The organism is Fluviispira sanaruensis (genome assembly GCF_004295685.1).
Classification (GTDB): Bacteria; Bdellovibrionota_B; Oligoflexia; order Silvanigrellales; family Silvanigrellaceae; genus Silvanigrella; species Silvanigrella sanaruensis.
Genome location: NZ_AP019368.1, coordinates 584645 through 604723 on the forward strand (window position 1 = coordinate 584645; position 20079 = coordinate 604723).

Below are 20079 nucleotides of genomic sequence, written 5' to 3' on the forward strand. Positions count from 1 at the left end.
CTATTCCGCTATCTGATAGTGATAAACCCGTTCGACTCGTACTAATCCAGGCCAAGCGTTTTCAATATCTAAAATAAAATTATCTGTTGGTGTGACGTAGTGATTTCCCATTTTTGCTTTTAATCTGAGCTTATGATTTGGTATAGAGATATCCATATATAGAGGTGTTTTACCTTTATTTGTTATAAGAATTTGAATAAGCTTTTGTAAGTTTTCCTTGTTCTTAATAAAGTTTTCTTCAGTAGCAAGAATAATTCTTTTTACAAGTTCAATTCGTTTGTTGGAAACGCGATCAATGCTTTGGACAATACCTTTAACTGTACCATCCTCAATACCTTTTTTGATTTTACATTCTACAACGAGTGCATCGCCTATTTTAACCGACTCAGTGAGTGCAGCATATTGTTTGCTGAATAATGTCACTTCAAGTTCACCATAGCCATCTTCTAATTTGAGAACTAAAAAAGCATTGCCGTCTTTATTTTTTTTCTCTAGATTTAAAGTAACAATGCCGGCAACTTTAACTGTTTTTCTTTTATAGTCAGGAACTTCATCTGGATCTAAATAAAGAATGGCTTGATCTAGAGAAATTTCTGAGATCTCTTTTAGATCGGCGCGAATAAGATCTGCTGGATGACCTGACATATAAAACCCAAGGGTGGCAAATTCATGGGCCAATTGCTCATAAAATGTCCATGGGCGCGTTGGTTTTATTTGAATAGGCAAGAGTGTATTCGCTATTTTTGTCGGACAATTTTCCGATCGCACTTTTGTTGGAAGAATATTGGGGAGAAATACAAAGTCGCTTTGGTTTTTCTTATTATTTTCTATTTTAGGATTATTATTTTCTCCTGATACTTTTGCTTTTATCGCTGGCGACTCTTCTGTAAACATAGCAAATATATCAAAACTGGTACTTTCTTCACGCTCAGCTTCTTTTGCAATAGTCTTGAGCCATGTATCTGAGTTGGCCATAAGCTCGGCTCGATTGCTGGCAATTGCGTCAAATGCGCCTGCCTTAATAAGGCTTTCCATTACTTTTTTATTTAATTTTCTTGCATCTAAGCGGGCAATAAATTCTGGGACAGTGGCAAAGATACCATTTTTTTCGCGTTCTTCGACGATCATATTGATTATGCCAGAGCCGAGTCCTTTAACAGCGCCTAAGCCAAATTGAATTATTTTATCACCTGGAATGCTAAATTCGAAACGTGAATAATTGACACAAGGAGGACGAATGGCAATTTTCATTCTCTTACAATCACGAACGTAACCAACAATTTTGTCGGTGTTATCTAAGTCACACGTCATAATTGCGGTCATAAATTCTGTTGGGTAATATGTTTTTAGCCATGCAGTTTGGTATGTTACCCAGCCATAGGCTGCGGTGTGACTTTTATTAAAGCCATATTCAGCAAATTTTGCCATGAGGTCAAAGAGATCGGCGGCTTTTTGTGGATCGTGGCCATTTTCTGTTGCACCTGAGACAAAACGACTCTTTTGTCGCTCCATTTCATTTTTATCTTTTTTACCCATGGCGCGTCTTAATAAGTCAGCTTCACCAAGTGAATAATTAGCCAAAACTGCGGCGATTTTTTGCACCTGTTCTTGATAAACGATGACTCCATAAGTGTCACTTAAAATGGGTTCAAGTTCAGAAAATGGGTACTCAACTTGCGTTTCACCATGTTTGCGTTTGACAAAATCGTCAACCATGCCAGAACCCAAAGGCCCAGGGCGAAAGAGGGCAAGAACCGCAATGATATCTGTGAAACAGGTCGGCTTTAAGTTAGCAATGAGTTTACGCATACCATTGGACTCAAGCTGAAAGATTCCTGTCACATGGGCCGTCGAAATCATTTCGTAAACTTTAGGATCTTCGAGTTCAATACTGTCGATATCAATTTCTATATTATGTCTTTTTTGAGTTAGCTTTACAGCATTATCTATAACTGTAAGAGTTTTTAATCCTAAAAAGTCAAATTTTATGAGACCAATTTTTTCGGCATATTTATTTTCAAATTGAGTCAGAAGTTGTCCATCTGTTTCAAGCAAAGGGCAACGTTCATCGAGAGCGCGATCAGATATAATTACTCCAGCGGCATGTATCCCAAGAGAACTGAGGGTGCCTTCCACTTCAAGAGCGCTTTCCCATAAATTCCTTGCGCGTTCATCGGAATCAAGTCTTTCTTGAATTTTAACTTCTTCTTTAATGGCTTGTTCGAGAGTGATGCCAGGGGACTCAGGAATCAATTTGGCAAATTCGTTGCTCTCATGAAAAAACCAGCCATTGATCCGCGCAAGATTTTTGAGCGCATTTTTAGCCATCATTCGTCCAAATGTAACTATTTGGGAGACGGCTCGATTGCCATATTTTTGATAGACATAATTAAGAACATCTCCACGTCTATCTTGGCAAAAGTCCGTGTCAATATCGGGCATCGAAATACGGTCTGGATTTAAAAAGCGTTCAAATAAGAGATTAAAGCGGATGGGATCGATATTTGTGATGCGCAAAGAATAAGTAACAATACTGCCGGCGGCAGAACCTCGTCCAGGTCCAACAGGTATTTTTTGTTCTTTTGCCCAATTGATAAAGTCTTGCACGATTAAGAAATAGCCCGAAAATTTCATTTTTAAGATCACAGAGAGTTCATATTCGAGGCGTTTTTTATATTCATCCCAAACATCTTCATTAAAAGATTGACCCATCCAATGGGCAACTGCGCTTTTGCGTGCTTCAAGGCCTGAGCGTGAAAGTCGGACAAGGCAGTCATCGGAGGTTTCATTTTCTCTTTGCCGATAATCAGGCATAAATATACTTTTTGTGTCGATTTTAACCTGACATCTATCCGCTATTTTTTTGGTATTTAGAAGAGCATCGGGATAAGCAGAGAATTTTAATTGCATCTCTTCAAATGTTGGCAAATGAAAATCTATAGAACTTGGAATGCCTCTTACATCCGATTTTTGCAATTTATGTTTAATTGCAAGCAAAGACATATGGGTTTCTTTATCTCTTTTATTAATATAATGCACATCTGCAGATGCAACGATATTGATTTCATTATTTTTTGCTAATTGAGCGAGTTTTGGAATCAGTTCTTTTTGTTCTGTGATTCCATTGTCAATTAGTTCTACAAAAAGATTTTCTTTTCCGAATATCTGAATCAATTTATCGAGATAAAATTGCGCACTCTTTTCGTCATTATTTAATATATGCGCAGAAAGTTCACCTTTCATACAGCTTGTTAAACAAATTAATCCCTTTGAGTGGCGTTCTATATCTGCGAAAGTAACAGATGTAGAGTCCGTATATACATTATTTTTTCCTGTTGTATTCGCAATTGTGCATAGCTTGATTAGATTTGCGTAACCTTCATCATTTTCAGCAAGTAAAATTAAATGAGAAACTTGCTTCTTATTTTCAAGATAAATGCACTCAACATTTATTTCATAGCCAATAATGCCATTTATTTTTTCTGCCTGACAAGAGAGATAGAATTCAAGCACACCATGCATAGCATCATGGTCCGTGAGTGCAGCCGCTTTTACCCCTCTTTTAGAAAGCTCTTTTACTAATTTTTTGACTTTTATGGAGCCGTCAAGAAGGGAGTACTCGGAATGGATATGGAGGTGGACAAATTCTTCTGGCTGCACGTTTTATAGTTCTCTTTTGTACTTAGCCGCCCACAGTTGTTGTTTCATCAGATGATTTTTGATTGGCAATACGTTGGCGGACTTCGTTGTAGCATTTATCGAATGCAATACACCAAGCGTGGTTGTATGATTCTTCACCACTCTTCTTATTCACTATTTTTTCGACGGCTTCAATGATGCGGTCGTCTTCTACGCGAAAACGATGGATGGCGCGGGCAATACAGTTTTGCACTTTCATATCTTCACTAAAGAAATCGATACCATCTATTTTCCAAATGGCTTTTAATACTTTTTCAGCGAGGGAGTCAGCGCGTTCTGGTTCATCACCGAGAATAACGCGTTTTGAGCGTGCAAGGCGCACTTTAACTTCTTCAACAAGGCTTTCAAAGCTTTTGCCAGAAGATTTAGCGATTTGGCTTTGGGCGGACACGAGACGCTCTGCTTCTCGAGAGAGGCGATCTTCCGTACGGGAGTCATCTTCGAGAACATTCGAAATTTGTTCGATAACTTTTTCTTCAATCCGTTCTTCGGTATCATAGTCAAGTTCAATATGTCCTGAACTCTTAAGAACTTTAAACACACGTTCTGCGAGTCGTTCGAGTTGTTCTGATGAGAGTTTCATCGTGAGATACCTTTCTTATGGGACGCTTTGTCATTTTACAAATAAACGCTGAGCTTTTTTACGAAGCTCAATTAGATATTATAGTTAACCAATCCAGCCCATGCGTCAATCAGATTTCTTACCTTGGATAAATTTTTTGGATTCAAGCAAGTTTAATGAAGCTTGAGCTTGCTTATTTTCCGCTTCTAGGTTTTTATAATCTGAGCTTATTTCAACAAATCGTTTGTAATAAAAGGCCGCTTTTTTAGGGTCATTATTGGTATAAATTTTTCCTAAGAGATAGAGTGCTTCTGGATAGTTTGGTTCAGAAGCGTGAGCTTTTTCGAGTTTATTTTTAGCAAGAAGTGTATTATTTGCTTTTATATCGCATTTTGCAGAATCTGTTAATGTGGACGCTAAAAATGGTCTATATTTTAAAACAATTTCATATATTTTCTGTGCTTTTTCACAATTATTAACTCCAGCGTATGCATTGCCAAGAACATTTAAGAGCAAGATTTTTTCAGTTTCAGCGGTTGTTTGATCTTTACTTACAATGCGAAAATCAGATTTTTCAAATTCTTGCATAGCTTTAATGGCTTTGGTATAACGTTCTTTTTTAATGTCAATGCTCGTTGAAATGAGTAGTAATTGTAAATCAAGTGGGTTCTTTTCAAAATTTCTCTTAATCAATTTTTCAGCTTGATCATATTCACCAAGTTTTAAATACACCCAACTTAGTGATTTTTGTACTCTCAGTTCAGCTGGGGAAATATTTAGTGATTGTTGATAAGATTTTATAGCATCGTTATCATTGCCTATAGCTCTATTAGCTTCTCCTAAAAAATAAAAAAGCTCAGCATCTTTTGTATAAAAGGATGAAACATCTTTTAATAATTCAATGGCTTCTTTGTATTTTCCTATTTTTACAGAAACCAATCCAAGATTTCTTTTTGCGGTTGTTGAGTTAGGTTCCTCTTTTAACGCAAGTCGATATTGATTGGCAGAGCTTTGAAAGTCACCTTTTTCTGCAAATTTATTTCCAGAAATAATATAATTCAAACTTTCCGAAGATATTTTTGTGCTTGAGCAACTAATAATAAAAGTTATAGTAATAAAAGAAAATAATAAATTAACAAATGTTTTTTTTATCATATTTCTTCCCTTTTTCTCCATATTTCAATTTTTGTTTTGCCATAGATGCGTACGTCATCTTTAGACCACCCTTTGATATTCGATTGTATCGAAATTTCGAGATCTTTCGGCATTTCAAAAATGACAGTGCAATTTTTATTACAAACTTTTGCTTTTTCTAAATCTTCAAGGGAATGGGTGTACCAGGGAGATTTATAAGGAGGATCAGCAAAAATGAGATCAAATTTTTCTTGGGAAGAATATGAAGCAAGAAATCTCGTTACATCTGATTTGACAACAGAGTAATCTGATTTGGGAATTTGGAGTGAATCTAAATTCATTTGAATGCAATGGGCGGGTTCATGATTTTTCTCGACAAAAGTGACCTTGCTTGCCCCTCTACTTAATGCCTCTATGCCTAAGGATCCGCTGCCAGAGAAGAGATCGAGCACATTTGATGCGTGTAACTCTTGAGCAAGCATATTAAAAATGCTTTCTTTGACCCGGTCAGATGTTGGACGTGTGATGTCATTTCCTGCGGCTGTTGTTAAATTTCTTCTTTTAAACTTTCCTGCAATAACTCTCATGCAATTAACCTTATTCCATTTGTTCTTCTAGCACTTTATTTAATTTCTCGAAAAGTTTTTTCTGAGAATGGATATCAAAGTGAGTTGTATCTATTTTGTTTACAGGAACTATTCCTCGAATAGATGAAATAATGCCGCAGCCAGTGGCTTCGGCAAGATTCTTCAGATTTAATTCTTTCCAAGTAAAAAGTAAATTTGTTTTTTGCATGCCTTGAATAAGTTTAGATAAAGTGGTTCCTGCGAGGCAACTCCCTTTAAAAGGAGCTGAATTCACATTATTCTTTTCGTCAAACCATATAAAGTTTGCTGTCGTAGATTCTGTAATTAAATTTAAATTATTATAAAAGAGTGCGTCATTATAGCCCTCTTTTTTTGCCATTTCAAGACACATTAAATTATATAAATAAGAACAACTTTTAATGTCGATTAAGCCTTGAGCCCTTAAATCCGGTAGACATTTTAATGAAATACCTTGCATATATTGATCTTGTGAAGGTCCAGCAGTATTTCTGCATATAATTATGACGTTTGGGTTTGGTAAAGTTTCATTCATTCTTTTGATACCAAGATCAAAAGAATTACCACCCGTTACAATAATTCTTAATTGTACTTTATTAGGTTTCGGATCGCTTAAATTATAATTGATTTCTGCGCAATGCTGACACCAATCTTTCAATAAATTTTCATCCGGTATTTTAATAAAGGAACTTTCACAACTGAGCTTCATTCTTTCGAAATGACTTTCCCACGAAATAATTTTATCGCCCTTTACCAGAAGAGTTTCAAAAATGGAATGGCAAAATAAAAAACCACGATCTGAAATAGGAATTTTAGCTTCGTTTATTGGGGTAAATATTCCATTAATACATGAAATTCCATTATGTTGGTTTGACATATTAAATCCTTTTTAGAACATGTAAGACAATTTTTTCTCATATGATTTTAAATAAAATAAAAATTGGAGAGATATTTGGAATGAACACCTTGGGCAGTCGTGAAATAGGAGAAACCCACTCTTTAAAAGTGGATGCTTCTGAAACTCCTTTTAGGCTTCCCTCTATCGTACAAGCCGGAGGGCGTGCTCACCAAGAATTTTTCAGCTTCCTGTTACGTTATTTGTAGGTTCTGCCACATTGTTACAAGAACTGCCCAAGGCTAAAGACATTATGCTTACAAAACAGAAGATCGTCAAGTGGGAAAAAAAAATAGGAACATTCCTACCTGTTTTTGCCTAGAAGTGTCTCATATTTTTACAAAGTGAATAAAGTTTTAACACATAAATACCGACAAAGGGATCATTCCCAATAACTTAAAGCTGAGGAGTTGTTGTGATTGAAGAAAGTGATATTAATTTTGAAGATTTTGAGAAATTAAATATAATTAATAAATTAAGGCAGATAATTGGGAGTTGGTGGAATATTCAATTAAATTTCACAGATGAAAAAGGCGTATTAAAAGGGGTTCCACAAGGAAAATTTTTTAATGCAAAAAATCCAATCTGTAAACTGATTACCGAAAGCGACAAAACATTTCCTGACTGTGTAGATATTGCTTCAAAAACAACAATTGAATCTGAAGAAGCAGAAGCTTATTTATTATCGACTTGTCATGCTGGTTTTAGCACTATGTCATTGCCTTTAAAATTAGGAAAAAAATATTTAGGCTGTATTTTTGCCGATGGTTTTTTAATTGAAGAAACAGTAGACGAACAAAAAGATCGTCTTAGAATGTATTTAAAAAAGCATTTTAATGGAAATACAAAAGAATTGGAAGACTATATTGCCAAACTTCCAGTTTTATCTTTAAAAGAAGTAAGCTATTTAAAAGAACTTCTTGAAGTTGTTCTTGATGAAATATTGAATTTAAGAAAAACAATTTCTGACAACACTGAGAGTTTTCATGCGTTGTCAAATAATTTTAAAACACAGTGGACGTTTGAAAATATAGTTGGAAAAAGTCAAGCTATGCAGAATGTTTTTAAATTATTAGTAAAGATAAAAGAAAGTGAAGCAACAATATTAATAACAGGAGAAAATGGAACAGGGAAAGAAGGTATTGCTAAATCAATTCATGTGAATTCTAAGAGGAAAAATGAAAATTTTATTGTCCAAAATTGTGGGGCAATCAACGATAATCTTCTTGAGACGGAACTTTTTGGTCACGTTAAAGGAGCTTTTACCAATGCAATTAAAGATAAAAAAGGGTTGTTTGAACTTGCCGATAAAGGGACTCTTTTTTTAGATGAAATAGGCGATACATCTCCTTCAATGCAAGTTAAGCTGTTGCGTGTTTTGCAAGAAGGAACATTCTTGCCAGTGGGAGGAAGCGAACAAAAAAAAGTTGATGTAAGAATCCTTGCAGCTACTAATAGAAATTTAGAGCAAATGGTTAAAGAAGGTACTTTTAGAGAAGATTTATATTATAGACTTAATGTTATTAATGTTAAACTTCCTCCTCTTAGAGAAAGAAAAGAAGATATTCCAATTTTAATTTCAAAATTTTTATCAGATTACTCTAAATTAAATAATGTAAATATAAAAAAAATTAACTCTTCTTGTATATATAAAATGGAAAAATATGATTGGCCAGGAAATGTGAGAGAATTGCAAAATGAGGTAGAAAGACTTTGTGTGTTATCGGGAGATGAGAAAGAAATAAAAGATGATCTCCTCTCTGATAGAATATATGGTGTTCACGAAAAAGAAGATATTTTTAAGACCATCAACACAAGTGGGACATTAAAAGACGCTGTAGAAAATCTTGAGAAAACTATGATTTTAACTTTTCTTGAAAATGAAAATTGGAATAAAAGTCGTGCAGCAAAGAAATTGGGTATTAGTAGAGCAAGTTTAATTATGAAATGTGAAAAATATAATTTTGAACGAGTCAGAAAAGAGAGCTAAATATCATTTTCATATAGTTTATTTTCAAGAATATATTGTAGCGATTTTTCATTTTGCGCGTTCAATGAGAATCTATTTTTTGATTTCAACTCATACTTATATGCTTCTTTTTCAGCTTTTATTGTCCCGATTTTTTTATTTTTATATTGAACATCGCTTTTATTAATTAAATGTAATAATAAATTGTATTTAAATTCGTATACATAATGATATAAAAAATTTATAAATTCTATTTCCACAAAAGACTGGTTACCATGTATTTCAACTTCATGGGCTAATGTAGAACCTAATAAGCCCCAATTTTCAAATGCTTCATCACCGATATAAATATTCTTTTTTGGAGAGAAAATCATTCCAGAAGTTAATCCTCTTACGTTCAGGCTCGGATCATAAACAGGCTGCATGGAGTTTTTATTCTTGTCAATCGAGAAAAGTGCCATCGCAAGCAGAATACATTGATTGTTTTTTTCCGGTGCTGTGCTTGGGTATAATACAGGTACTTCTATTAAATTTTCTTGCATAATTTTATATTGATTTTTTTCATTGTAATTCAATATGAGACAATAAAACATAATTGATAAGAATAGTATAAAAGGTACTATTTTAAAAAGAGTATAAAAAATATCGGTTTTATTTGTTTTATTTAATTTCATTTTTTTGTTTAAAATGTCTGCAGAATAGGCAGTCCATATCCTCAAATACATATAAGAAAGATCTATGCCAAAATCTTTATAAATATATCTAAGAAAAATCAAATAATTATAAGATATTAAAAATCTGAGGATCTCATCCTCTGTCTGTTTTATGAACACTTTTATAAGTAAGTGTTTAATTATTAGACACTTAATAATTTCTTTATGGGTAAATATTTTTATGGAAATGAAAAGATTTAATTTAATTTATATCTGTTTTTTTCTCATTATTTTGCAAGAAAATATTTATGCAATGAATAGAGCAGATCTTATAGAGCTTTCTTCGGAAATTGTGCAAATATATGAAAATAAAAAGGAAAAGGTTATTACAGATTTAGATAAAGAGAAAATAGAGCAGAAATTTTATGATATTAAGGAAATAGTTCAAGCGGATTTAAAAAGTGGAAATAAAAATGTCTCTATTGATATTTACTTATTTTTAAAAGGACTTCTCAAAAATGACATCACATCACTGCAATCACTTATCTCAGCGGATAATATCGAAACTTTTGCAAAGGATCTAGCCCAACTGATACATTACTCGGCGGCGCAAAAATTATCATTTGCTCTAAAAGAAAATAGAATTGCTTATAAAACTTCTATCCATATAAAACAAAATACAGACCAAAAAAATTGTCAAGTCTATTGGAATGGAAAACCTTTAGAAAACATTAAACCAATTTTTTTGCCCGTTGGGGTTCCAGTATATATAAGTTTATTTTGTCCCAATAATTTATTTGAAGTTAAATATATTCAATCTTCTGAAACACAAAGAAATTTAACTGTCGTTTTTGATCAATTAAAAAAAATTCAATTTAATAATAAAGATATGATGCCAAATCCTAACAAAAATATTATAAAATTTACATCTTTTAATTTATATAAAAGGAACAATAAAAATCAAATTGATTACTTTAAAGCAAAAGAAAATAATCAAACTGCTCAAACAGAAACAAATGAAAATAACCAATTAGTTCAACAGCTAAATCACACGAAAATAAAAAATATCAATGTGAGTCAAGACAAAAAATCCCGATCTATATTCGCAATTGGCAGCGGTTTTTCTATGATTTATGATTTTGGTTATCTAAGAAAAATAAATGCTTCACAATTTGGCATGTCTAAAGGCCTTATTTTTACATTGGGAATATTTGCCCAGTTTAAAGGCTTTTTATTTTTATTTGATTATGCAAAAATCGATGCTTATAATTCAAAATCACTTGTTTTTATAAATGGGAATTATAATGGAAATAATGCTTATAATTATGAAACTAAAATAAAATATAGCTATTTTAAGCCGTCTTTAGGATATCGCTTTATCCTCAATGATACATTTAAAAATTATAGCATGACTTTAGATGCTTTATTAAATTACTCAAGCTTAATCTCAACGCAAACGGCATCGAGCTCTCAGGGAGTTGGTTTTCAATTTGCTTTTGGCTTATCCAAACAAATTATTGCAAATTTTAATTGGGATTTTAGTCTCGGTAGCGCTTATTCCCTTGGTACGCTAAGAGGATTTCAACTTATTTCTTCCACACGGCTGTCATACTTTTTTTAAAATCTGAATTTTTCTTGACAACTCTATTGCCTACTTCTAATTATTATTCTCATGCGGAGGTGGCGGAATTGGTAGACGCGCTCGTTTCAGGTGCGAGTGATCGCAAGATCTTTGGAGTTCGAGTCTCCTCCTCCGCACCAATTTGCTCCTAAAATTTTCTATCTTCTTTTCTTTCCCTATTTGCATAAATTTTTTAATGTGCCACTTTCTAGGATTGAGACGGCTCATTATCGAAAACGTCTATTTTATTTTTAATTGAGGTAAATTCAATGTCACTTCGTTCACAGGGTCGTAGCGCTTCGCAGCCTCGCCCACTCAAAATTACTCCAAAGTTTTTAAAAAATCCAATGGGTTCCGTACTTGTTGAGTACGGTGAAACACGTGTGTTATGCACTGCAAGCGTTGAAGAATCCGTGCCTAATTGGATGCGTGGCACAAGAGGTCAAGGTTGGGTCACTGCTGAATATTCGTTGCTTCCTGGTTCAACTCACGATCGCACACGGCGTGAGCGTCAACATCTTTCAGGTCGCACACAAGAAATTCAAAGACTTATAGGTCGTTCTCTCCGTTCCGTTGTGGATATGAAGCTATTAGGTGAGCGCACTATCATTCTTGACTGTGATGTGTTGCAAGCAGATGGTGGCACACGCACCGCTGCAATTACGGGTGGATATGTCGCTTTAAAACTTGCAATAGAAGCTCTTATTAAACAGAATAAAATTAAAACGAATCCGTTGCGTGATGCAGTTGCTGCAGTGTCAGTAGGAATTATAGAAGAACAAGTTTACGTCGATCTTGATTATCATGAAGATCAAAAAGCAGATGTCGACTTGAACGTTGTTATGACTGCAAGTGGACAACTTCTCGAAGTTCAGGGGACTGCAGAAAAGCGTCCTTTTAATCGTGATCAATTGAACAAGATGCTTGATCTTGCATCCGATGCTTTGAAAGAAGCTTTTGATGAACAGAATGCAGCATTTGCTTGAGGTCATAGAAAATGGAAACCATAGAAATTAAACCAGAAATCTTCTTAATTGAAAGTCTCACCGAGACTTTTGGTCAAGCGACATTACCTTCCCCGCTTAAAAATTCTTTTCAAACAGGAAACTTTGTTGAGGATGGAAAAGATAGGGTTTTGGTAGATATTTCTTTGGAAGGCCTTCTGAAAGCTTCTCGACCTGATAGCGGAAAAATTGTTTTTCAACCGCCAACATTTGAGTTGGCGGGACCTAGAGAAAAAATATTTTGGAATCCTGAGAATACTAAAGTTGCTATCGTAACATGTGGCGGTCTTGCTCCTGGGTTAAACAATGTTATACAAAATCTAGTTACATTTTTATCTGATCGTTATCGAGTAAAGAATATTTACGGCGTTCCTTATGGATATCAAGGGTTTTCTCATGACCCACAAACCAAACGTTTCGCTTTTGGCTGGCGTCGACTGGATCCTTTCTCTGTTCAAAATATCGATTTTGAGGGAGGAAGTGTGCTTGGTACAGGTAGAGGACATTCAAACCATGTCGCAATTGTTGACGCACTTATGCTCCGTGACATCAATATTTTATTTACGATCGGTGGTGATGGTACATTAGCTGGCGCAAACGCTATTCATGAAGAAATAAAGCGTAGAAAAGTTCCAATTACTTTAATCGGGATACCTAAAACGATCGATAACGATGTTCTTTGGGTCAGTAAAACATTTGGCTTTGAATCTGCTGTTGGTAAGGCTGTGGAAGCACTGCGCTGTGCACAAACGGAAGCACGCTCTGCCTTTCATGGCATAGGTCTCGTCAAAATAATGGGACGAAACTGCGGAGCTCTGACAGCAACAGCTGCTGTGGCTATGAATGATATCGATTTTGTCTTAGTCCCTGAGGTCCCTATTAAATTGGAAGGACCAAATGGATTACTCAATACGATTGTAAAAAAAGTGATTGATAAAGGATATATAACCATTGCGGTTGCTGAAGGTGCCGGACAAGATCTTTTCCCTCCATCCGAAACTGAGAAAGATGCAAGTGGCAATATTAAATTAAAAGATATTGGTAAATTTCTTCAGAAGAAAATTGTTGATGAATTTAAAACAAGAAATATTGAAACCACATTAAAATATATAGACCCAAGCTATATGTTACGTTCTCAAACCACATCTGCGGATGATTCAGTATTTTGTGCAAAATTAGGTCAAAATGCTGTTCATGCTGCCATGGCTGGCAAAACCGGTTGCATGATAGGATATGCACATGAACGTTTTACCCATGTTCCTTTAGCTGCCGTAGCCGTAGGAAAAAAACGATTAGACACAAATGAATCTATTTGGTTATCCGTTCTTGCTTCAACGGGACAGCCTGCGCATTGGGAATAATTTATTTAAAGTTTTTCTGAACGGAGCTAATTTTTTTAATGAGTTCCAAATCAAAGACACTTAAAGTTTATTTTATTCAGGCAATCCTTCTCTCAGCTTTAGTTCCTTTTCTCTTTTCTATTTGGTTATTGTGGACAATATTACAAAGTTCAAATGAAAAAATAAAGTCTGCAAATGATCATCTCGGGCAAAGCTATTTACTTCAGTTGGTAGACACATTTCATAAGATTCAAAGTGCAGCTTATATGGTTGCACTGTCTGAAGGTCTAAATTCTTATTTTCAATCCACTATCGACAATGAATCTTCCCACAAAAAACAACTGGAAAGTGTAATTCAATCGGCAAGAGATGCGCTGTGTTATAAGGAGACTCGTTGGGTTATTTATGGGTCACGTGGAAAAGCATTGATACAAATTCCAACACAAAATTTTTATCCCACGCAAATGCCTAATATTGGCAATGACGCAGAATTTAGTATCAATGTGAAGCGGAATGAGATTGAATTTATTTTACCTCTTTCTTATCAGCTGAATCCTATATCGAAAAGACTAAAAAATAATTTAGGGTTTATATATATAACAGTGCCGATGACTGAAATAAAAAGGCAATTTCCAAACTTAATTCATATTTATAAAGTTTCGAGTAGCCTAGATATCAAAGATTTTAAGGTTTTTTTTAAATTAGAGACACAGAAAGAAAATAATCTTTATTTCCTATATGTTTATATTTTTATTATTCTAGTGCTCTTATCTGTGGCTATTTATTGGGGTGTTAAGTTATTTCAAAAAAGAATCGTTGAAAAACTTTTGTCATTGAGGGCAAGGGTCTTGAATGAAATGAATTACACAGATAAGCGCAAAATAAATAATGAACTCGATTCTTTATCAATTACATTTGAATTTTATCTAAAATACACCATGTTTTTACAATATGAAATTAGAAAAAGTTCTCAACTCGCTGCTGTTGGTAATTTAGCGCATTCAATTGCGCATGATGTGCGGAGACCCTTTTCAAATCTCTATTTTTTCTTGCAAGAATTAAAAAACTGTAACCAAATTAAGCAGGTCGGTTTCCTTATTAAAGAATTTGAACCTGCATTTACGGAATCAAAAAATTATATCGAACATTTATTAAATGAAGTTATGGATGCTGGTATCACTAAACTCAATATATCTGAGAAAGTTAAACTAGAAGATCTACTCTTCAAAACTTTTTTAACAATCGGTAATATTAAAGAGAATAAAAAAATAGAGATTGAATATGAATTTTCACATAGTTTTTATTTAGATATCGATGAAGTAAGAATTATGCGGGTTATTTTAAATATTATTTCGAATGCAGTGGAAGCAATCCTTGAGCAAGGCAAAATTTGGATTCATACAGAAGACATAAAAGTTGAAAATCAGGATTATGTAGAAGTCTCTATTGGGAATTCAAACTCGTTTATTGAAAAAGAATATTTGCATACTATATTTGATCCATTTTATACGATGAATAAAGAAAAAGGTACAGGTTTAGGCCTTTCAATAGCACAAAAAATTATAAAATTGCATGGTGGTGATATTGAATGTTTTTCTGAGTTTGATAAAGGTGTTGAATTTATTTTTTATTTGCCAGCAAACAAGGAAAAATATAATCCTTATTATTCTAAACTACCCAAGAAATTAATAGGCAACAAGTTAAAAGCCATTCAGACAAAAACGAATATGGAAAAATCAACTTTTGTCTTAATAGATGATGATCCACTCGTCGGTAGATCTTGGAAACGATATTTAGGTAATATTGATTTTATAGCTTTTACATCTCCGGAAGAATTTTTTAATCATGTGAATAAAGTAGAAAATTTTGTTAAAAACATTTCAATTCTTGTCACAGACTATTATTTTGGCTCAAAATCTGATTATGATTTCTTTGTCTTTGCAAGGAGTTTGCGAGATATTTATTTCAACAAAATATTTTTATCGAGTGATGTCCAAATAACTGATTATAAAATGTTGGATGAATTAGGGATAATTAAGATCGATAAGAGGCCCCATTCTATAAAAGAACTTTTGTCAATTATATAGTAAAATTTAAGTATAATTAGTGTAATTCATTGATACGATAGTCAATTCTTTTTTCAATTTCTCTTTTAATATATTTATAAATGCATGTTAATTCGTGGTTTTCGCATTTATCATCACATAATTTATAATGAAGTTCAAAAATATATTCAGATTTAAAGTATTTGTAAAAATGCTTTAAATCATCAAGAGCTAAACCACGAATTGTGCAGCAAGGATTTTCGTAGATTTGATTCAATAATGTTTCATAGTGCATTGTCGATCCTTTCAAAAGACGTTGACTAAAATATTGCTTATTAAAATACTCTGATATTAAAATATAATATTAATTTTAAGTAATATATTTTTACTTTACCGTTTTATATTTGGAAAGTCAAAGTTGCAGACAGGTCGTGGTTTTGGAAAAGATTAAAATACTTAATCCATATAATAAATTAAATAAGTTAAAGTTTCTTCATCTGTGGCCCTTCCAAGAATACATAGATATTATCGAGCTAATTTACATATTGAAGATTTAGAATATCTTACCATTTAAAAAATACAATATGCAGTTTGAGCAATCTTAGTTTAAATCAGAAAAAATATAGAAAATTAATAATTCTTATTTTGATTTTTTCTGAGTAAGAGAAAATTCTTTTTAAGAATCAAATAAGTTATTATATAAAGATAATACGATAATTTTTTTCTGAATGTAACTTACGACATGTAAGAAGTGTGGTAACGTTACAGTTTTTTGATATCTGAATGGATGTATCAAGTCAAGATTGAAAGTCTTAAATTTTGGCAATAAATTGTATTTAACTTTATATCTAGCTTTTGACTTTCCGAAGTAAATGAAAGAATATCTCGCCGATTGGTTTTTTAGAATTATTCATTAATTCATAATGTGATTTAAACTTAAAATTTTCTTAATGAGAATCGGTTCATATGAAGCAAATGCAAGAAAAAGATAAAATAATATTAAGAATAAAGCATATTAGAAAAAATATATTAAAAATGCCCGCCCAAAAACTTGCTGAAATTGCTGGCATTAATGTCAGTAGTATTCGAAATTGGGAGAGAGGGAAAATAGATTTTTTAACAAGTATTTCAATGAATAACATCATCAAAGTTTTTGAGTCAGCTGGAATTTTTGTAACTCAAGACTGGCTGCGCTCAGGAGTAGGCGTAAGCCCATGCAGATATTCAGAAATAAAAGATGTTACCATACTAGGCTTTGAAGAAGAAAATCTGTTTCGCAGTATTAAGAAAAAAATGGGGCAGGATGTTATAGTCGTCAGTATCCAAGATGAATCAATGGCGCCAATGGCACACACCGGTGATCGAATAGGTGGCGTTATTATAAAAGATGAAATTGAAAAAAACAATGATAAAAATTGTATTGTAAAATACGATGATGAAAAAATAATAGTGCGCAAATTACAAGTGCAAGCAAATATTTATTCTTTGCACTCATTAACCGAAGATGAAGTTATTTATCCAAAAGAAATAAAATGGATTGCCCCTGTATCGCGCAGATGGATATATTGAATAATTTTTAGATAAAAAATGCATATTTTCAAAATTAAAGAAATTTTTATAAGCTGAAAGAAGTATTAAAAAAATCTCTCTTTTTCATATAAGGAAGATTTTTTAAAAATAAAAAAAATTATTATCGAGTACATTTATCTATTTTATTTTCCCAAGTCATAAAACAAGAATTAGGAATTTTTGCCTTTCTCACATGAAAATACTTGGTATTTAACTCTATATAATTTGCATATCTGTGTGCAGACACAACAATCCATTCATAATCTCGTATTTTGATAGGATGATAAATTCCTGAGTTAACAAAATTTGGATTGACAGGCACAACTTCCGTAAGAAAAGGTTTATTATTGTAACCAATATATGTTAGGCGATAATAAGTTTGATTATCCAAAGCATAGAGTAAAATATGCTTGTTACTTAAATAGGCTTTCTCCTCGATTGTTTTCGAATTTTCAGTATCTAGTTTATTAGTTTTATTTGTTATTTCAGTGGTTTTAGCAATGTCAGTTTTGGCTGGGCCATAGGCTTTTATGAGTCCATCCTTATCTCCATCACTTAATTCGTTCGCTCTTGTTATGATTTCATTGGAATTTACTCTTTCAATAACAGGAAATATAACATAATTTTGACTATCTTTGTCATAATACATTTTCCCAAAAGAATGGGTATTGTAATGCATAATAGATTTTAAATCATATTCGCCAAAGCGAACAGATTCTTCGCCCGCTGTATAAAAATTTTCATTATAAATTTTATCAGATATAACGTTATGGGGATTAATCTTAACATGTTTGTCTCGGTCAAAACGACTTTGCTCATGATGAAAACCAAGAGCATGTAACAATTCATGTTGAATTGTTCCCTTGGAAAAACAGCCTTTTGAATTAAGTGATAATGGTTGTCCTGGGCGGACCATTCCGACAATGCTTGAGCAACCTTTTCCATTTATTATTGTGATATGGTTGCCTGTAAAATGGTAATTTACCGGGGTGAATATTATATTAGCTATACTTTCAAGGTAACGCATTTGTTCTTTAATTTTATTTATTTCTTGTTCAGTGAAATGATAGTCTTCGATACGATAAGGAATTTTTCCATCAGTCCAAAAGTATTTACTAAAAGTTGGAGTGCTTCGTTTATTGCGATTGCCCGCTTCAGCAAGAAGTGGAGAGGCAAAACTTAAAATTAAAATAGGCGAGATTAAATATTTTTTTAAAGAAATCTTCATATTCATTATTCCTATGTGATTCTCTCTATAAGGTTAAATTATTAAAATAATATATATATTATATGAATTGTCTTGATATTAAATCAGGGTAAACTGTGCTCAGCATTTTGATTCATAATAGTCTAAAAATCTATTTGCAATAGAATTTTGATAAATTCATAATTGGAATAAAAAAAAACTGAGCTTAATTTGCTTAAGCTCTTTATATTGTATGCAATTATTTTTATAAGATTTGTGACTGAATTTATTGAGCTATTACTCACTTATTGTTAAAAATTATGCAGGTGAGTTTATTTTGGTTTTTAATGAGAATTCTGGATAAAAACATAGAATTATTAAATTGTTAAAGGAAAAATATAATTGTTCCTTTAACAATTAAGGACGCTTCCGTTTATTTATGGAGATTAAAGACCAGTAATCGATAGGCTTTTTACCCATACTATTGGGGAAATTCCATTTGGAACGGCAAATTCTTCATCACCTATATAATAAATATCTTTTAATAGACTTAAGAAATCTCCTGCAACAGTTGCGGCTTCAATACTTACTTTTTGCTTATCATTTATATAAAATCCATCAAAAGGGAGAGAGAAAGAACCTTGTAATTCATTCACGCCTGCATGCAATGCAGAAACAGACTCGACGTAAATAAGATTATTTTCATTTAGATAATCTTTTTTTTCAATATTCTTGTTACTGCTTTTAATATATAAAAAATGGGGAGAAACTGTTACTTTTGCACCGATATTTGCATGACCAGTAACCGCATAACCCATTTTTTTAGCCGTAAAGCTACTATGGATAAAGTTTTTCAGAACACCATTTTCGATAATCGTCAGTTCCCTTGTTGGTGTGCCTTCTTCATCAAAATAACTTTTACTCATATTTAGTGGATGCAATGGTGAATCCACTAGACAGAAATCATTTGCAGCAAGTGCTTGACCAATACTGTCTTGATGGCACAAACTTTTTTTATCAAGGATATTTTGTGCATTCATGAAATTAGCAAAGGCATTTACTAAATCAAGAAAAGCTTCTGGTGAAAAGACGACAGGATATTTGCCATTTTGTATTGAAGTATAATTTAGATGATCTTTTGTTTTTTTTATAGCTTTTTCAGCGCAAGTCAAAATATCGAGATTTGCAAACGAGCTGGCTAATTCCAAATGACCTGACTGACGTGGTTTTCTATCTTTTTCATGCGCAAGTGGGTAAAAATAGCAGAAAGAAATTTGATTTTCTTCAATTTTAATTGCGCCTTCACTGTTAAAATAAAAGCGTGAAGATTTTGCTTCTGAGACTTTATTATAAGGCACGCTTTTAAAATCAAGCGATGCATTGAGTATTTTTTCCTCTGCTGAAATAGCTCCGTGCATTAATTCCTGAATAGGTGTGAGCTCTTTTAATTCTTTTTTCTCATGATTTATCATTGTCTTAGTATGACATTCAGGGCTAAATTCATAAATATTTTCTCGAGAGCCAAATTCTGCAGAAGATTTGGCTAAATCAAAAGCTTCAGAAAGTCCTTCTGTAGTCAAATTGGAAGTGCGCGTAACACCCATTTGCTGATTTTGGTTCCAAACCCTTAAAATAAGAGAGGAGCGGATGGAAGAAGTTAAGGAAAATGGTTTTTTATCTTTTGCGCTTGCAGAACTTTCTTCTTTTTCTGTGCCAAAAATATCGAATTTTTCAATATTAAGATCACTTGCAATTTTTTTAGTTTCTTTTACGAGTTGTTCAATTTGAAGTGACATT

Annotated in this window: 15 protein-coding genes, 1 tRNA gene and 1 other RNA gene; 7 read left to right on the forward strand and 10 right to left on the reverse strand. The window is 33.0% G+C overall.

Features of this window, described 5'->3' with window-relative positions; genetic code table 11:
* From dnaE to ssrS, 6 genes are all read right to left on the reverse strand, one after another.
* A complete protein-coding gene (gene dnaE, locus EZS29_RS02550; RefSeq protein WP_130606220.1) occupies window positions 1–3660 on the reverse strand; it encodes a DNA polymerase III subunit alpha in 3660 nt (1219 codons plus the stop codon).
* 22 nt (window positions 3661–3682) lie between these two features.
* On the reverse strand, window positions 3683–4282 hold the full coding sequence (locus EZS29_RS02555) for a DUF507 family protein (RefSeq protein ID WP_130606222.1): 600 nt from the start codon (window positions 4280–4282) through the stop codon (window positions 3683–3685).
* Window positions 4283–4387: 105 nt separating this feature from the next.
* Complete coding sequence (locus EZS29_RS02560; RefSeq protein ID WP_172603737.1) at window positions 4388–5416, reverse strand: tetratricopeptide repeat protein; 1029 nt, start codon at window positions 5414–5416, stop codon at window positions 4388–4390.
* A complete protein-coding gene (gene rsmD, locus EZS29_RS02565; protein WP_130606226.1) occupies window positions 5413–5982 on the reverse strand; it encodes a 16S rRNA (guanine(966)-N(2))-methyltransferase RsmD in 570 nt (189 codons plus the stop codon). Before rsmD ends, EZS29_RS02560 begins: the two co-directional genes overlap by 4 nt.
* Before the next feature lie 10 nt (window positions 5983–5992).
* Window positions 5993–6877, reverse strand: a complete 885-nt coding sequence (locus tag EZS29_RS02570) for an aminotransferase class IV (protein ID WP_130606228.1) — start codon at window positions 6875–6877, stop codon at window positions 5993–5995.
* A gap of 81 nt (window positions 6878–6958) precedes the next feature.
* Window positions 6959–7142, reverse strand: a non-coding RNA gene (gene ssrS, locus EZS29_RS02575) — 6S RNA.
* A 168-nt stretch (window positions 7143–7310) separates the two neighbouring features.
* Here ssrS and EZS29_RS02580 point away from each other — a divergent pair.
* Window positions 7311–8885, forward strand: a complete 1575-nt coding sequence (locus tag EZS29_RS02580) for a sigma 54-interacting transcriptional regulator (protein WP_130606230.1) — start codon at window positions 7311–7313, stop codon at window positions 8883–8885.
* Here the strand turns inward: EZS29_RS02580 and EZS29_RS02585 are convergent.
* Window positions 8882–9538 carry a hypothetical protein gene (locus EZS29_RS02585; protein WP_130606233.1) on the reverse strand — a complete coding sequence of 219 codons (657 nt, stop codon included), beginning with the start codon at window positions 9536–9538 and terminating at the stop codon, window positions 8882–8884. The genes EZS29_RS02580 and EZS29_RS02585 overlap by 4 nt on opposite strands.
* Window positions 9539–9758: 220 nt before the next feature.
* Here EZS29_RS02585 and EZS29_RS02590 point away from each other — a divergent pair, with 220 nt between their 5' ends.
* From EZS29_RS02590 to EZS29_RS02610, 5 genes are all read left to right on the forward strand, one after another.
* A complete protein-coding gene (locus EZS29_RS02590; RefSeq protein ID WP_130606235.1) occupies window positions 9759–11138 on the forward strand; it encodes a hypothetical protein in 1380 nt (459 codons plus the stop codon).
* 53 nt (window positions 11139–11191) lie between these two features.
* A tRNA-Leu gene (locus EZS29_RS02595) sits at window positions 11192–11278 on the forward strand.
* 129 nt (window positions 11279–11407) lie between these two features.
* Entirely contained in the window at window positions 11408–12124 is a 717-nt protein-coding gene (gene rph, locus EZS29_RS02600) for a ribonuclease PH (protein WP_130606237.1), read from the forward strand.
* An 11-nt stretch (window positions 12125–12135) separates the two neighbouring features.
* The gene (locus EZS29_RS02605) at window positions 12136–13503 is read left to right on the forward strand and encodes an ATP-dependent 6-phosphofructokinase (RefSeq protein ID WP_130606239.1); all 1368 of its coding nucleotides are present in this window, start codon (window positions 12136–12138) and stop codon (window positions 13501–13503) included.
* A 38-nt stretch (window positions 13504–13541) separates the two neighbouring features.
* On the forward strand, window positions 13542–15569 hold the full coding sequence (locus EZS29_RS02610; protein ID WP_130606241.1) for a sensor histidine kinase: 2028 nt from the start codon (window positions 13542–13544) through the stop codon (window positions 15567–15569).
* 16 nt (window positions 15570–15585) lie between these two features.
* Here the strand turns inward: EZS29_RS02610 and EZS29_RS02615 are convergent, their stop codons facing one another.
* The gene (locus EZS29_RS02615) at window positions 15586–15822 is read right to left on the reverse strand and encodes a hypothetical protein (protein WP_130606243.1); all 237 of its coding nucleotides are present in this window, start codon (window positions 15820–15822) and stop codon (window positions 15586–15588) included.
* Between the two features lie 671 nt (window positions 15823–16493).
* Between EZS29_RS02615 and EZS29_RS02620 the strand changes: the two genes are divergently transcribed.
* The gene (locus EZS29_RS02620; RefSeq protein ID WP_130606245.1) at window positions 16494–17096 is read left to right on the forward strand and encodes a S24 family peptidase; all 603 of its coding nucleotides are present in this window, start codon (window positions 16494–16496) and stop codon (window positions 17094–17096) included.
* 121 nt (window positions 17097–17217) lie between these two features.
* On the opposite strand, the gene EZS29_RS02625 is transcribed toward EZS29_RS02620, so the two are convergent.
* Both EZS29_RS02625 and EZS29_RS02630 read right to left on the reverse strand, forming a co-directional pair.
* Window positions 17218–18324 carry a M12 family metallopeptidase gene (locus tag EZS29_RS02625; RefSeq protein WP_172603738.1) on the reverse strand — a complete coding sequence of 369 codons (1107 nt, stop codon included), beginning with the start codon at window positions 18322–18324 and terminating at the stop codon, window positions 17218–17220.
* A gap of 404 nt (window positions 18325–18728) precedes the next feature.
* The gene (locus tag EZS29_RS02630) at window positions 18729–20078 is read right to left on the reverse strand and encodes a TldD/PmbA family protein (RefSeq protein ID WP_130606249.1); all 1350 of its coding nucleotides are present in this window, start codon (window positions 20076–20078) and stop codon (window positions 18729–18731) included.
* Window position 20079: the final 1 nt, after the last annotated feature.